At 72.4% G+C, this 14,903-nt stretch carries 14 protein-coding genes; 11 read left to right on the top strand and 3 right to left on the bottom strand.

The window, feature by feature from the left end; genetic code table 11:
* Positions 1-186: 186 nt before the first annotated feature.
* Positions 187-975, top strand: coding sequence for an alpha/beta fold hydrolase (locus ACFYYW_RS42375; RefSeq protein WP_387658428.1), 789 nt, complete (start codon positions 187-189; stop codon positions 973-975).
* Between the two features lie 134 nt (positions 976-1,109).
* On the opposite strand, the gene ACFYYW_RS42370 is transcribed toward ACFYYW_RS42375, so the two are convergent.
* A complete protein-coding gene (locus ACFYYW_RS42370; protein WP_387658425.1) occupies positions 1,110-1,856 on the bottom strand; it encodes an SRPBCC domain-containing protein in 747 nt (248 codons plus the stop codon).
* Positions 1,857-2,270: 414 nt separating this feature from the next.
* Here ACFYYW_RS42370 and ACFYYW_RS42365 point away from each other — a divergent pair, with 414 nt between their 5' ends.
* From ACFYYW_RS42365 to ACFYYW_RS42340, 6 genes are all read left to right on the top strand, one after another.
* The gene (locus ACFYYW_RS42365; RefSeq protein WP_387658422.1) at positions 2,271-3,356 is read left to right on the top strand and encodes a sensor histidine kinase; all 1,086 of its coding nucleotides are present in this window, start codon (positions 2,271-2,273) and stop codon (positions 3,354-3,356) included.
* On the top strand, positions 3,353-4,009 hold the full coding sequence (locus tag ACFYYW_RS42360; RefSeq protein WP_352323138.1) for a response regulator transcription factor: 657 nt from the start codon (positions 3,353-3,355) through the stop codon (positions 4,007-4,009). The genes ACFYYW_RS42365 and ACFYYW_RS42360 overlap by 4 nt, the downstream gene beginning before the upstream one ends.
* Positions 4,010-4,038: 29 nt before the next feature.
* A complete protein-coding gene (locus ACFYYW_RS42355; RefSeq protein ID WP_387658418.1) occupies positions 4,039-4,356 on the top strand; it encodes a DUF3140 domain-containing protein in 318 nt (105 codons plus the stop codon).
* Between the two features lie 82 nt (positions 4,357-4,438).
* Positions 4,439-4,651 carry a hypothetical protein gene (locus ACFYYW_RS42350; protein ID WP_352323140.1) on the top strand — a complete coding sequence of 71 codons (213 nt, stop codon included), beginning with the start codon at positions 4,439-4,441 and terminating at the stop codon, positions 4,649-4,651.
* Between the two features lie 86 nt (positions 4,652-4,737).
* Positions 4,738-7,683 carry a BTAD domain-containing putative transcriptional regulator gene (locus ACFYYW_RS42345; protein WP_387658415.1) on the top strand — a complete coding sequence of 982 codons (2,946 nt, stop codon included), beginning with the start codon at positions 4,738-4,740 and terminating at the stop codon, positions 7,681-7,683.
* A 172-nt stretch (positions 7,684-7,855) separates the two neighbouring features.
* Positions 7,856-8,872, top strand: a complete 1,017-nt coding sequence (locus tag ACFYYW_RS42340; RefSeq protein WP_387658412.1) for a fatty acid desaturase family protein — start codon at positions 7,856-7,858, stop codon at positions 8,870-8,872.
* Positions 8,873-8,875: 3 nt separating this feature from the next.
* Here the strand turns inward: ACFYYW_RS42340 and ACFYYW_RS42335 are convergent, their stop codons facing one another.
* Positions 8,876-9,091, bottom strand: a complete 216-nt coding sequence (locus tag ACFYYW_RS42335) for a hypothetical protein (RefSeq protein ID WP_352328126.1) — start codon at positions 9,089-9,091, stop codon at positions 8,876-8,878.
* A 47-nt stretch (positions 9,092-9,138) separates the two neighbouring features.
* Between ACFYYW_RS42335 and ACFYYW_RS42330 the strand changes: the two genes are divergently transcribed.
* The 4 genes from ACFYYW_RS42330 (at position 9,139) to ACFYYW_RS42315 (ending at position 13,025) form a co-directional block, all read left to right on the top strand.
* Positions 9,139-10,260, top strand: a complete 1,122-nt coding sequence (locus ACFYYW_RS42330) for a sensor histidine kinase (protein WP_387658409.1) — start codon at positions 9,139-9,141, stop codon at positions 10,258-10,260.
* The gene (locus ACFYYW_RS42325) at positions 10,257-10,925 is read left to right on the top strand and encodes a response regulator (RefSeq protein WP_387658406.1); all 669 of its coding nucleotides are present in this window, start codon (positions 10,257-10,259) and stop codon (positions 10,923-10,925) included. Before ACFYYW_RS42330 ends, ACFYYW_RS42325 begins: the two co-directional genes overlap by 4 nt.
* Before the next feature lie 97 nt (positions 10,926-11,022).
* Positions 11,023-12,273, top strand: coding sequence for a cytochrome ubiquinol oxidase subunit I (locus ACFYYW_RS42320; RefSeq protein ID WP_387658403.1), 1,251 nt, complete (start codon positions 11,023-11,025; stop codon positions 12,271-12,273).
* Between the two features lie 11 nt (positions 12,274-12,284).
* Complete coding sequence (locus ACFYYW_RS42315) at positions 12,285-13,025, top strand: cytochrome d ubiquinol oxidase subunit II (RefSeq protein WP_387658400.1); 741 nt, start codon at positions 12,285-12,287, stop codon at positions 13,023-13,025.
* 120 nt (positions 13,026-13,145) lie between these two features.
* On the opposite strand, the gene ACFYYW_RS42310 is transcribed toward ACFYYW_RS42315, so the two are convergent.
* Entirely contained in the window at positions 13,146-14,897 is a 1,752-nt protein-coding gene (locus ACFYYW_RS42310) for a bifunctional metallophosphatase/5'-nucleotidase (protein WP_387658398.1), read from the bottom strand.
* Between the last annotated feature and the right edge of the window lie 6 nt (positions 14,898-14,903).

Genomic DNA, 14,903 nt, shown 5'->3' with positions numbered 1-14,903 from the left:
GTCCCCTCCTCTTCGCGGCACGCGACGTGGGAGCCGCCCCAGCGTCCCCCGCGCTCAGGACGACTCCACCAGACAAGAGCGCAGAGGTACCCGTATCAGTACGTCCTCCCGCAAAGTTTTCTTGACAATTTTATTTGTCGGTAGCTACCGTGGGCACCACGAAACGGGAGGAACACCATGAGCAGCATGATCAACTCCGCGGACGGCACCCCCATCGCGTACGAACGCGCAGGCCAGGGCCCGGCGGTCATCCTCGTGGACGGCGCACTCAGCTTCCGCGGCTCCAGCATCAACGGCGGCCTGGCCGAAGCGCTCGCCCCCGACTTCACGGTCTACACCTACGACCGGCGCGGACGGGGCGAGAGCGGCGACACCGGGCCGTACGCCATCGAACGGGAGGTCGAGGACCTGGCCGCGCTCGTCAAGGAGGCCGGCGGCCCGGTCCGCCTGTACGGCACCTCGTCCGGCGCCGCCCTCGCCCTGGCGGCGGTGCAGAACGGCCTGCCGGTCGAGCGCCTGGCCCTGTACGAGCCGCCGTTCGTCGTGGACGGCACCCGCGCCCCGGTCAAGGACGACTACCCGCGACGGCTGGCGGCGCTGGTGGCCGCGGGCCGCCGGGCGGAGGCGGTCAGGATGTTCATGCGCGAGGGGGTCGGCCTGCCGGCGGTCGTGGTGGCGATGATGCGGTTCATGCCGGCGTGGGCCAGGCTCAAGGCGGTGGCGCACACCCTGCCGTACGACACCGCGCTCGTCTTCCCGTACCAGCGGGGCCTGCCGTACCCGGAGGGGGCGTGGGCGTCGGTGACCGTCCCGACGCTCGTCGCCGACGGCGGGAAGAGCCCGGCGTGGATGCGCAATTCCGTGGCCGCGCTGGCGAAGGCGCTGCCCGCGGCCGACCACCGCACGCTCGACGGGCAGACCCACATCGTCAAGCCGGAGGCCCTGGCGCCGGTGCTCCGGGAGTTCTTCGCCTGAGGGCCGCGGGTCAGACGAAGGCGGCGGACTTCTTCGCCTGAGGGCCGCGGGTCAGACGAAGGCGGCGGAGTTCTTCGCCTGAGGGCCGCGGGTCAGACGGACGCCGTGGAGTTCCTCGCCTCAGGGGCCGGCGGTCAGGGGGAGACGGTGGCGAGCCAGTGGGTCCAGGCGGCTTCCAGGGCCTCGCCGTCCACCGGCGCGTAGGCGTGGTGCTCCACCACCGCCATGCCGCGTCCCTGGACGAACATGTACAGGCCGTCGTCCGTACGGACCGCCACGAACGTGCCCGGAGCGGTCACCCACTCCACGACGCCCGGCTCCGGCGAACGCCCCTCGACCGCGACCGTCACCTTCTCCCCCGCCACGGGACGGCCCGCGACGCCGAGCGCGGCCCCGAGCGCGGCCCAGAACCGCTCCTCCGACGCGCACGGGCCGGTCAGGAACAGGTTGTGGGCAGAGATCCTGCCGGGGAAGTGCCTGAGGTAGACGGCCAGCTTGTACAGGTACTGCAGGTCGCCGCGCTCAAGGTCGTCGTACTCCGACTCCCAGTCGTCGCCGAGGAAGCCGCTGTGGACGAAGCGGAGCACCGTGCTGCCCGAGCCGCGGGCCTCCAGCAGGTACTCGAAGGCCATGAAGGTGCCGTCGGGGTTCTCCACGCCCCGGTGGGCCAGGCGCCTGCCCGGCTCCCAGGCGGTCACCACCGACTCGGTGGCGACGTCTTCGCCGAAGGTCTGCGTGCCCCGGCCGCCCACGCGCGGTTCCAGTTCGGTGCGGCCCATGAACCACGAGTCGATGCCCGGCCCTTCCGCGATGGCCCGCCAGACGACGTCGGGGGCGGCGTCCAGCGGGATCTCGTGGCGGATCTCGAACTCGTGCGGCATGGCGGTCTCCCTGTCACGGCCCGGCGCGGTGTGCGGCCGACGATCGCACCGACAATATCGGTTGTCAAGCCGACTCCTGTTGTCGGCCCGCGCGCCGTGGCAGGTGGGGCGCGGCAGCGAGGGGCATCCCTCTTGAGAGCGAGGCGTGGGATCGCCCGTCCCGGCGATCCCATCCGGAGCGGAAAACCGCAGGATGAGTGCATCGCCCCGCCCCTTGAGGAGAACCCCCGATGAACACCCGCGCCGCGTTCGTGGCCGCCCCGCCGCGCTGCCGGGCCCAGGACGGCGCCCGGCCCTCGCTCGTCCATGCGTGAGGAAGAATGGAACCCTGTGTCCGATCTGACGCTTGTCGACGTCCTTCGTCGCCGGCTTCGAGCGCTCCCCCACCTCTGGGTGGACGGAGCGCTCGCGCTGTTGATCGCCCTCGTCCAGGTCTGGCCGCTGATCTCCAGCCATGACTCGCAGGGCGGCAGATGGGACTGGTGGGGGTACGTGATCGCGATCGGCGCCTCGCTCCCCGTCGTCTGGCGGCGCCGGTGGCCGGTGACCATGCTGATCGCCAGCCTGGTCGTGGGCGCGCTCTACGACTTCGCCGACAACGTCGCCCGCCAGCCCATCTGGTACGGCGCCCTGGTCGCCTTCTACACGGTCGCCGCCTACTCACCCCGCCTGCCCAGGGTCGTCATGCTCGTCGTGACCCTCGTCGGCGGCCTGGCCTCCGTCGGCTCGTGGGAGACCGCGATGCGCGGGGTCGCCCTGTTCACCGCCGCCTACGCCATCGGCCGCGCGGCGGCCACGTCCCGCGCCCACGCCGCCGAACTGGCCGAGCGCGCGGCCCGGCTCGAAAGGGAGCGTCAGTTGGAAGCCGAGCGCGCGGCCGAACGCGAGCGGGCCAGGATCGCCCGCGACATGCACGACATCCTGGCCCACGCGGTCAGCCTCATGGTGGTCCAGGCCGAGGCGGGGCCCGTCGTGGTGCGCAGCAACCCGGCCAGGGCCGAGGCCGCCTTCGACGCCATCGCCGCCGCCGGCCGGGACGCGATGGTGCAGCTGCGCCGCATGCTCGGCGTACTGAAGGAGGACGAGCCGCAGGCGCCGCGGGCGCCGCAGCCGACGCTCGCGGAGCTGCCCGCACTGGCCGGCCAGGTGGCGGACACCGGCCTGGACGTGAGCTTCGCCGAGTCCGGCGAGCCCCGCCCGATCGGCCCCGACAGCGCGCTGGCCGCCTACCGGATCACGCAGGAAGCGCTCACCAACATCGTCAAGCACTCCGGCGCCGACCGCGCCGAGATCCGGCTCACCTGGGAGGACGACCACCTGATGATCGACGTCACGGACAACGGGCGCGGCGGCGGCCCCGCGCTGCCCTCGGGCGGCAACGGCCTGATCGGCATGCGCGAACGGGCCGCGGCCTGCGGCGGCAGCGCGACCGCCGGCCCGCGCGCGGACGGGCCCGGCTTCGCCGTGTCGGCGCGGCTGCCGCTGGGGGCCGGCCAGTGAGCGTGCGCGTCGTGGTGGCCGACGACCAGGAGCTGGTCAGGGGCGGGTTCGCGATGATCCTCGACGCCCAGCCCGACATCTCGGTGGTGGCCGAGGCGGGCGACGGGGTCGAGGCCGTGGCCGCCGTACGGGCCCACGAGCCGGACGTGCTGCTGCTCGACATCCGCATGCCCAGGATGGACGGCATCGAGGCGGCCAGGATCGTGTGCGCCGAAACTGCCTGCCGGGTGCTGATGCTGACCACGTTCGACCTGGACGACTACGTGTTCGACGCGCTGCGCGCGGGCGCGAGCGGGTTCCTGCTGAAGGACGTGCGACGCGACGACCTGGTGACCGCGGTGCGCGTGGTGGCCGCCGGCGAGTCGCTGCTCGCGCCCACGGTGACCAGGAGGCTGATCGCCGAGTTCACCTCCCGCCCCGCGACGACCGCCGCCCCCGCGCGCACGCTGGAGTCGCTGACCGCCAGGGAGCGCGAGACGTTGCAGCTGATCGCGCGCGGCCTGTCCAACGCGGAGATCGCCGAGGCCATGGTGGTCAGCGAGCACACCGTGAAGACGCACGTCAGCAACGTGCTGAGCAAACTGGGGCTGCGGGACCGCGTGCAGGCGGTGATCGCGGCCTACGAGTCGGGGCTGACCGTTCCCGGGGCGTAACGCGAGGGTTGGGCGGGTAGGCGGCCCATATGACTGAGGGTTTCGACACGGACACGCTCTGGGACGAGTTCCACCGGGCGGTCAACATGAACTCGGAGGAGCTGCGCGGCTACCTGCTCGCCGACGCCTCGGACGAGGAGGGCTTCCCTCCCGACCCCGACATGGGCATCGACGAGCTGGGCAGGGGCGTGCTGCACGTCCTGAGCAAGCGGAAGGGCGACCTGACCAAGGCCGACCTCGACGTGATGCGTCAGGTCGTCGAGCTGGTCGAGACCATGGGCGACCGGACGGACGACGACTCGCGGCGCGAGCTCATGTCCGTCGGGCACGACCCGCTCAGGGCATAACGCCCCGAATTCAACAAATGGTGGATGTGGGCCGACGCAAAGTGATGAAATGTGCGAAGCCGACTTCGTCCGAGGAGATCCGTTGAGAGACAACCTCGACCTCGCCGCGAGCGCCCAGCAGCTGGCCGACGCCGCCCCGACGGGATCGATCGACCGTGCCGCCGCCTCGTCCGTGGCCATCACACTGGCCACGACGCGTGACATCGCCGACGCGCGGCAGGCCCTCGACGGGTTGACCCCGGAGGAGGTGCGTCAGGCGGCGCTCACCCTCTTCGACCGGCTCTCGGAGAGCTGAGCCCCCTGCGCCGGCCTGCTCGGACCGGGTGAAGGCGGGCGGCCCGCCGGGAACCCGGCATGGCTGCATGCCCGTACGGTGGGGGCATGCGGATCGGGGTCTTGGGGCCGCTCCAGGTGGCTGGGGCCGAGGTCGGCGGCGCGCGGGTGCGGGCCCTGCTCGTCCGTCTGGCGCTCGACCCGGGCCGGGTGGTGACCGCCGACCGGCTGATCGACGACCTGTGGCCCGGCGAGCCGCCCGCCCATCCGGCCGCGGCGCTCCAGTCGCTGGTGTCGCGGGCCCGCAGGCAGGCGCCGGGGCTGATCTCCTCGCACCCGGCCGGCTACCTGCTCGACGTGCCGCCCGGCGAGGTGGACGCGTCGGAGTTCGAGCGGCTGGTGCGGGCCGGTGATCCGCGCGGCGCGCTGGCGTTGTGGCGCGGGCCCGCCCTGGCGGACGCGGCCGGGCTGGCGTTCGCCGCCGCGCCCGCGACCCGGCTGGAGGAACTGCGCCTGACGGCCCTGGCCGCCGCGATCGCCGCCGACCTGGCGGCCGAGTCCACCCTCACCCCCGATTCCGCCCTCTCCCCCGAGTCCGCCCTCTCCCCCGAGTCGGTGCCCGCCGCCGTCGCGGCCGAGCAGGCGCGGGGCGGACGTGACGGCGGGCCGGGGGTGGTGGCCGAGCTGGAGGAGCTGGTCGCGGCGCACCGGCTGCGGGAGCCGTTCCACGCCCTGCTCATGCGGGCGCTGGTGGCGCGCGGGCGGCGCGGCGAGGCGCTGGAGGTCTTCGCGCGGATCAGAGCCGACCTGGCCGACGAGCTGGGCGTCGATCCCGGCCCCGAGCTGCGCGCGGCCCATATGGCGGCGTTGCGCGACCCGGCTCCCGCGCCGAGGGGCAACCTGCCCGCCCGGCTCACCGGTTTCGTCGGCCGGACCGGCGACGTCGCCCGGCTGCACGCCCTGCTGGGCGGCCGGGACGAGCGGCTGGTCACGCTGGTCGGCCCCGGCGGCGTGGGCAAGACCCGCCTGGCGCTGGAGGCGGCCCGCGGCCTCGACGTGCCCGACGGCGTGTGGCTGGTCGAGCTGGCCTCCGCCACCGGGGTGCGGGCCGCGGTCGAGAGCGTGCTGCGGACGACCGACGTGGTCCGGGCGCTGCGCGGCACGTCGCCGCTCATCGTGCTGGACAACTGCGAGCACGTCGTGGAGGAGGCCGCCACGGTCGCGCGGTGGCTGCTGTCGGAGGTCGCCGGGCTGCGGGTCCTGGCCACCAGCAGGGAGCCGCTCGACATCCCCGGCGAGGTGCTGCATCCCGTCCTGCCGCTGCCCGAGGCCGCGGAGCTGTTCCTGGCGCGGGCCGCGGCGGCCAGGCCCGGCCTGGAGGTGAGCGCGGCCGACGCCGAGCGCGTCTGCCGGGAGCTCGACGGCATCCCGCTGGCGATCGAGCTGGCCGCCGCCCGGCTGCGCACGATGCCGGTGTCCGTGCTGGTCCGGCAGCTCGGCGACCGGCTGGCCTTCCGTGGGGGGCGTACGTCCGAGCCGCGTCACCGTACGTTGCGCGACGTCGTCGACTGGAGCTGGAACCTGCTGTCGGCGTCCGAGCGCGAGCTGCTGCGCGGGCTGACGGTCTTCTCCGGCGGCGCGACGTACGAGGCCGTCGCGCAGGTGTGCGGCGGCGACCCGGACGACCTCGCCTCGCTGGTGGACAAGTCGCTCGTCTCGGTCTCCGGCGACCGCTACTCGATGCTGGCCACCATCAGGCAGTACGCCGCCGCAGATCTGCCCGGCCTCCGGCAGGCCCACGCCCGCTACTACACCCGGCTGGCCGAGACCGCCGACCCCCTCCTGCGTACCGGCGAGCAGCTCGCCTGGCTGGAGGTGCTGGACGCCGAGCAGGACAACCTCGACGCCGCGCTGCGCCACTCCGACGACCCGCTCCGGCTGATCCTGCCCCGGTTCTGGCCCTGGATCATGCGCGGACGGCGGCGCGAGATGAGCGAGCGGGCGGCGGCCGTGCTGCGCCGGGTCGGCGACGTGCCGCCGCCGGGACGCGAGCTGGCGCACGGGCTGTGCCGGATGCTCACGGGCGGCGAGCCGACCCAGGCGGTGCTCGACTCCGACCATCCCGCCGCGCTGAACTTCTGGGCCATGAGCGGCGCGCAACGCCCGCCCGCCGACGTCGTCGAGCTCACCGAGGACGTCGTCGAGCGCCTGCGCGACTCCCCCGACCTGTGGACGCGCTCGGCCGCGCTGCTGGTCGGCGGCATCGTCCGGTTCGAGTACGGCCCGGTCGCCGGCGCGCAGGACCTGCTCGGCCCGGCGCTCGACGGCTTCCGCCGCACCGGCGACCGCTGGGGCCAGTGGGCCTGCCTCTACTGGTTGTCGCTGGTCGCGGAGAACCGGGGCGACTTCGCCGCCGCGCTCGCCCGTGCCGAGGAGCCCGGACGCCTGGCCGCGGAGCTGTCGGGGCTGGACGCGCCGTTCGGCCCGATGACGTTCCTGCTCCGGCTCGGGCAGCTCAAGGCGCGGACGGGCGACCACGAGGGGGCCGCCGCCACGCTGGCGGAGGCGTGGCGGTCGGCGTTGCGGGCCGAGGACGCGGTGACCCAGGCCAGGGTCCTGCACGCCCGCGCCGAACTGGCCCGGCGCACCGGCGACCGGTTGGGGGCGGCCCGGCTGCTCGACCGCGCGCTGACCCTCGACAACGGGGACGGGCCCGCGCAGTTCAGGGCGTTCATGCGGGTCGAGCTGGCCCGCGTGGCGGAGCCGGGGCCGCCGCTGCGCAGGGCGCTGGAGCTGATGGAGACCTGCGGCGACCGGACGGCCCGCGCGACCGTGCTGGAAGGCGTGGCCGAGCACCTGCCGCCTCGGCCGGCGGCCGAGTTGCTGGGCGCGGCCCGCGCGCTGCGCGGCGTCGCCGGCTCCGCCGATCCCGCCCTGGTGGCGCTGGACGGACGATGCCGCTCCGCCCTCGGCCCCGACGTCTTCCACAAGGCTCTGACCAGCGGAGCGGCGCTGCCGAACCCGGAGCGGCACGCACTGTCGCTGCTCGGCTGAGCCCGTCGCGTACGCGGCACCCGGCGCCGGGCCATATGGTCAGGGAAGAGGCCACGGAAACCGACGACGAACCCCTTCTCCGCCGCTCCCCGGACGACCATGGAAAACCTTCCGGTTTCGCAGCGGATACGCCAGGGTTGTGGCAACTTTCCACCACAATGTGAGGAGATCTGTGGCCAGTCCAAGTGTGGTCGACACCCGGGGCAGTGACTTCGCCCGACTAGCCCGCCGCATCTCTGACGCCGGTCTCCTCGACCGACGTCCGGTCTATTACGCGGTGCGGCTGACCGTCGTGGTCGTCGCGTACCTCGGCTGCTGGGCGTTGTTCGCCTGGGTGGGCGACTCGTGGTGGCAACTGCTCGTCGCGGTCGCGCTGGCCGTGGTCTTCGCGCAGATCGGCTTCGTCTCCCACGACCTCGGCCACCGCCAGGTGTTCAGGAAGCGGCGGCCGAGCGACGTGACCGGTCTCCTACTGGGGAACCTCGGCATCGGCCTGGGCTGGGGATGGTGGACCAGCAAGCACAACCGCCACCACGCCAACCCCAACCACGAGGACCACGACCCGGACGTCTCACCCGCGGTCATCGTCTGGTCGGACGACCAGATGGCGCGCAGCGCGGGCCTGCCGCGGGCCGTCGCCAGGTACCAGGCGTTCCTGTTCTTCCCGCTGCTCACGCTCGAGGCCTGGCACCTGCACATCGCCAGCTTCAAGGCGCTGCTCGCGCCGGCGGCCAAACGGCCGTGGGCGGAGCTGGCGCTGCTGACCACGCACTTCGTGCTCTACTTCGGCGCGGTCTTCGCCGTGCTGCCGTTCGGCAAGGCGCTGGTGTTCCTGGCCGTGCATCAGGGGCTGTTCGGCCTCTACCTGGGCTCCACGTTCGCGCCCAACCACAAGGGCATGCCCGTCCTGACCAAGGACGACAAGCTGGACTTCCTCCGCAAGCAGGTGCTGACCTCCCGCAACGTCAGGGGCGGCCTGTTCACCGACGTGGCGCTCGGCCAGCTCAACTACCAGATCGAGCACCACCTGTTCCCGAACATGCCCGCGCCCAACCTGCGCAAGGCGCAGCCCATCGTCGAGAGCTACTGCGCCGAGGTCGGCGTCAGCTACCTGCAGACCGGGCTCGTCGCCTCCTACGGCCAGGCCCTGCGCCACCTGCACGAGGTGGGCGCTCCGCTGCGCCGCTGAGCCTCAGCCCTCCTCCTCGACCCGCCTCTCCAGATCCGCCCGGCGTCGTTCGAGGTCGGCGATCAGCTCGGACTGCTCGTCGGCCTGGGCGATCATGGCCGAGGTCTCGATCTGGTCGGTCGCGCCCATGGTGCCCACCTGGTCGCGCAGGTCCTGGTTCTCCGCCTTCAGCCGGGCCAGGTCCTCTTCGACCTGCCGGAGCTCATCCTTGGTACTCATCTCGGTCAACTACCCCATGACTCGCACGACCATACAAAATGGAGCACATGCGTAGATTGTCGGCGAGCACCGCGGTGTCCCTCGGGGTGGTCGCCGTCGCGCTCGCCGGCACCCTGGTCGCCGGGCTCAGGAGCGAGCAGTCCCCCAGCGTGCTCGACGTGGTGCTGCCGATCGTGTCGTGCGGCGCGCTGATGTTGCGGCGGCGCCTTCCCGTCACGTCGCTGATCGTGGTCGTCGTGGCGGTGTCCGCCTACTACCCGCTCGCCCGGTTCGACGGACCGCTGGTCGTGCTGGTGTTCGTGGCCCTCTACACCGCCGCCGACCAGGGACGGCTGGCCGCCGCGATCGCCACCGGCGCCGCCGTGCTGCTGGCGATGGGGTTCGGCGAGGCCCACGGGTCCAGGCACGTGGACGACGGCACGTTCGGCGCGATCACCGGCTGGGTGGTGGCCGCCATCGCGTTCGGCGGGGTCACCAGGAACCGCCGGGCGTACCTGCTGGAGGCGCAGCGGCGCGCGCTGGACGCCGAGCACTCCAAGGAGGAGGAGGCCAGGCGGCGCGAGAGCGAGGAACGGCTGCGCATCGCCAGGGAGCTGCACGACGTGCTCGGGCACAACATCTCCATGATCAACGTGCAGGCGTCGGCCGCGCTGCACGGGCTGGCCAGGCGTCCCGAGAAGGCCGAGGCCGCGCTGCGGACCATCAAGGAGACCAGCAAGGAGACGCTGCGCGAGCTGCGCACCACGCTGGGCGTGCTGCGCCAGGTGGACGAGGACGCGCCCACCAGGCCCGCGGACAGCCTCGCGCGGCTGCCGGAGCTGGTCGCGGCGTCGGGGCTGGAGGTGGCCGTCGAGCCGTCCGGGCCGCTGGACGATGTGCCGACCGAGGTCGACCTGGCCGCCGCCCGCATCATCAGGGAGTCGCTGACCAACGTCGCCCGCCATTCCGGCACGACGAAGGCCACCCTCTCGGTCAGCAACTCCGCAGGGAACATCCTGATCCGGGTCGAGGACGACGGCCCGGGCGCCACGTACACCGAAGGCAGCGGCTTCGGCCTGCAGGGCATGCGCGAGCGCGCCGCCGCGCTCGGCGGCGACCTGGAGGCCGGCCCGCGCCCCGAGGGCGGCTTCCGCGTCGCCGCCCGCCTGCCACTGAACGGAGACCGATGATCCGCGTCCTGCTCGCCGACGACCAGACCCTGGTCCGTGCCGGATTCCGGTCGATTCTCTCCGACGAGGACGACATCGAGGTCGTCGGCGAGGCCGGCACCGGCGCGGCGGCCGTGGCGGGCGCCCACGAGCACCGGCCCGACGTGGTGCTCATGGACATCCGCATGCCCGAGCTCGACGGCCTGGAGGCCACCCGGCGCATCGCGGGCGACCCGCGGCTCGACGGCGTCAAGGTCATCATCCTGACCACCTTCGACCTGGACGACTACGTCTACGGCGCGCTGCGCGCGGGCGCGGGCGGCTTCCTGGTCAAGGACACCGAGCCGGCCGAGCTGATCCACGCGATCCGGGTCGTGGCCAGGGGCGACGCGCTGATCTCGCCGTCGGTGACCCGGCGGCTGATCGCGGAGTTCGCCGGCCGGGTCAAGCGGCCGGAGCCGGGCCCCGAGCTCAACGCGCTCACCGAGCGCGAGCGGGAGGTCATGGGCCTGGTGGCGGCCGGGCTGTCCAACGACGAGATCGCCGCCCGGCTCGTGCTCAGCCCCGCCACGGCGAAGACGCACGTCAGCCGCATCATGACCAAGCTGGGCGTGCGCGACAGGGCCCAGCTCGTGGTGGTCGCCTACGAGGCCGGGATGATCACGCCGGGCTGGCTTACAACCTGAGTCGTACGACTTCAGCGATCTTCGCCCCTGGGTTGTACGCCCGATTGCAGACCCGGGCATGACGCGCCGGAGCAGGCCGTGACGCCAAGCTCTCGGCATGGACACCGTCGACCTCGCCCGGCTGCAGTTCGCGTTCACCGCGGGCGCGCACTTCCTCTTCGTCGCGCTGACGCTCGGCCTGGCGACGCTGGTGGCCGTCGTCCAGACCCGGGCCACGTTCAGCGGCGACCCCGTCCACCTGCGGATGACGAGGTTCTGGGGGCAGCTCTACATCATCAACTACGCCATGGGCATCGTCACCGGGCTGGTCATGGAGTTCCAGCTCGGGCTGTCGTGGAGCGGGCTGACCGACTACGCGGGCAACGTCTTCGGCGCCTCGCTGGCGATCGAGACGCTGGTGGCCTTCTTCGTCGAGGCCACGTTCCTGGGCCTGTGGATCTTCGGCTGGAACCGGCTGAACCGCTGGGCGCACCTGGTGCTGATCTGGGTCGTCACGCTCACCGCGTACGCGTCGGCATTCTGGATCATGATCTCCAACGGCTTCCTGCAGAACCCGGTGGGCCACGCCGTCGAGGGCGGCAGGCTGCGGCTCACCGACTTCGGGGCGCTGATCGCCAACCCGGCCGCGCAGATCGCGTTCGGGCACGTCATGGGCGGCGCGATGATCGTCGGCGGGTTCTTCATGGCTGGGGTGAGCGCCTACCACCTGCGTAGGCGCACGGCCGAGCACGACCTGTTCAGGAAGTCGCTGCGGATCGGCGTCGGCGTCGCGCTGCCGGCCTCGTTCCTCACGGTGACGTTCGGCGGGCTCGGGTTCCAGACCCTCCAGCCGTCCAAGGCGGCGGCCTGGACGGGGAAGGCCGAGCGGCTGGCCGCGGTGCAGGCGGACATGGCGGCCAGGTTCGGGCCGGGCGACTACCTGCCGCCGACCGGCTGGGTGCAGGCGGCGGGCATCACGATGATGATCCTCTGGGTGGTGATGACCGTCGTGGCGGGGCTGAGTCTGCTGCTGATGTTCTTCCGGCCGGTCGTACGGGGCTTCCGGGCCTGGCACTGGCTGCTGACGCTGATGATCCCCGTGCCGTTCGTCACCATGCTCGCCGGGTGGACCTTCCGCGAGCTGGGGCGTCAGCCGTGGGTGGTCTACGGGCTGCTGCGCACGTCCGAGGCCATGTCGCCGGTGACGGCGGGGCAGATGCGGCTGTCGCTGACGGCGTTCGTGACGGTGTTCACGGCGCTGATCGCGGTCAACTACTGGCTGCTGGCCCGGACGGCCAGGCGCGGGCCGGGCGCGGTCGCGCTCGGCGCCCTTCCGGCCGAGACCCCCGTCCCCGTCCCGGCGTTCTGAAGGAGCCGATCATGGAGATCTTCGTCCTGGCCTTCTTCGCCCTCGGCTACCTCGTGCTCGGCGGGGCCGACATCGGGGTCGGCATGGCGCTGCCCTACCTCGGGCGGTCGGCGGGCGAGCGGCGCGAGGTGATCGCCGCCATCGCGCCGTTCTTCCTCGGCAACGAGGTGTGGCTGGTGGCCTCGGCCGGCGTGCTCGCGGGGCTCTTCCCCGACCTGGAGGGCCACCTCCTGAGCGGCAATTACGCGGTGGTCGTCGCGCTGCTCGTCTCGTGGGTGGTCAGGGACATGGGCCTGTGGCTGCGCGGGCGGGTGCCCGGCGCGCGCTGGCAGGCGTTCTGGGACGGCGGCATCGTGGCCGGGAGCTGGGGGCTGGCGCTGAGCTGGGGGCTGCTGCTCGCCGAGGTGCTGCTCGGCATCCAGGGGCCGCTCGTGCTGCTGGCCGCGCTGGTGGTGGCGGCGCTGTTCGCGGTGCACGGGCTGGCGTTCGCGGCGCTGCGGCTGCGCGGATCGTTGCGGGAGCGGGCCGGGGTGTTGTCCGGCGAGGCAGGCGAGGGCCGCACGTACGCGCTGACGGCCGGCGCGCTGCTGGTGGTGGGGGTGCTGGCCGGGCTGCGGCTGCCGCTGGTGGCGGGGTCGTCGGGGGCGCTGCTGGCGCCGGTGATCCTCGCCCTGATCCCGCTGCTGGTCGCCTCGCAGGTGTGGGTGTGGTGGACGTTCCGGCACCGGGTGACCGGGCCGTCGTACCTGTGAGTGCCTGTGGGGCCCGTCGTGCCTGTGGGCCCGTCGTGCCTGTGGGCCCGTCGTGTCTGGGGGCCCGTCGTGCCTGTGACCAGGCGGGTGACCGTCGTGGGGCACCCGCCTGGCGCCGGGTCAGAACAGCGGAGCGCCGTCGCGGGTCAGCCGCCAGTTGGCGGAGGCGAAGTCAGCGGGGTTGATCGTGCCCTTGGCGGTGGCGTACTCGATCAGCGCCTGGCGGATCTCCACCTGCGCGTTGTACAGCACGGGAGCGGTGGTGACGTGCGGGAAGCCGCCGCCGCCCGACTGGCGGTAGTTGTTGATCGCGACCACGAACTCCTTGCCGGCCGGGATCGGCGCGCCCTCGAAGGTGAGGTTGGCGATGCGCTGCCCGGCGGGCTTGGCCACGTCGATGTCGTAGGACACGCCCGAGAGCTGGTCGTAGTTGTAGTCCGGGGTGTTGCCGGCGTTGGTCAGCTTGGTGACGTCCACCGGGTCGCCCGGGTTGAGCTGGTTGAAGTACCGGGCCGAGTACTCCAGGTAATCCTTGATCTGGGCGCCGGTCAGCTTGATCGCCAGCAGCGTGTTGTCGTAGACGTAGAGCCCGGCCACGTCCCTGACTCGCACGTCACCGGCGGGGAAGACGGCGGTGCGGCTGAACGGCGCGGCGATCGACAACACCGGCAGGGTGTTGCCCGGCAGCGCGGCCTTCACGGTCTCGGTCTGCACCTGCTGGATGTAGTCGAGGATCGGCGTGTCCTTGTACGGCGACTCGGCCGCCGACAGCTCCTCGGCCGACTTGGCGACGACCTTGTTGACGTAGCCGACCGTGGTGTCGTGCTGCGGCTTGAGCAGCGAGACGATCTTCGGGTCCTCCGTCACCGTGTTGGTGTTGAGCGTGGCCGAGCTCTTGCCGGTGACGACCCACTTGCCGTGCTGCTTGGTGAGGGTGAAGTCGAGCCGCGACAGGCGCTGGCCCCACTTGCCCGGCTCGGTGAGCAGCACCTGCCGCCCGGTGGCCTTGTTGGTCACGAAGCGCTGGGCGACCTCGTTGTGCGCGTGCCCGAACAGCACCGCGTCGATGCCCGGCACCTGCTCGGCGACCATCGCCGAGGCGTTCTCCACGGGCAGGTCGGTGCCGTAGGAGGACATGCCGCTGTCGCCCGCGTGCGCGGTCACCACGACCACGTCCGCGCCGAGGCCGCGGATGACCGGCACCCACTTCCTGGCCGACTCGACCAGGTCGGTGAAGCGCAGCTTGCCCTCGACGTTCGCCTTGTCCCAGATGGCCACGCCGGGGTTGGTCAGGCCGAGCACGCCGACCTTGATCGGCTTGTCACCCTTGACCTTCATGGTCTTGATCACGAACGGCCGGTACGCCGGCAGCCCGCTCCCGGCGTGCACGGCGTTCGCGCCCAGCACCGGCGCCCGCATCTGCCTGATCCAGGTGGCCAGCAGCGGCAGACCGTAGTTGAACTCGTGGTTCCCGAGGGTGACGGCGTCGTAGCCGATGGCGTTCATGGCCTTGGCCATCGGGTGGGTCTGCCCGGTCTCGGTGATCGGCTCGACCTTGGCGTAGTAGTAGGCCAGGGGCGTGCCCTGGATCGTGTCACCCGAGTCGAACAGCAGCGTGTGGTCCGCCCCGCGCTCGGCCCTGACCTTGTTGACCAGCGACGACACCTGGGCCAGGCCGATGGTGTTGCCCTGCTTGTCGGCGTAGGCGGCGTCCTTGAAGTAGTCCCAGTTGAGGGCGTTGCTGTGGATGTCCGACGTCCCCATCACGGTGACGGTGACGCTCTTGTCCCCGCTCGCGTGGGCGGGGAGCGCCACCAGGGCCAGCGCGGTCAGCGCGGCGGCCCCGGTGGCGGCGAGCTTCTTGGTCTGCATGTGCCT

It is taken from the genome of Nonomuraea sp. NPDC001831 (assembly GCF_042892035.1).
GTDB lineage: Bacteria > Actinomycetota > Actinomycetes > Streptosporangiales > Streptosporangiaceae > Nonomuraea.
This window is presented reverse-complemented; position numbering and strand designations above follow the sequence as displayed.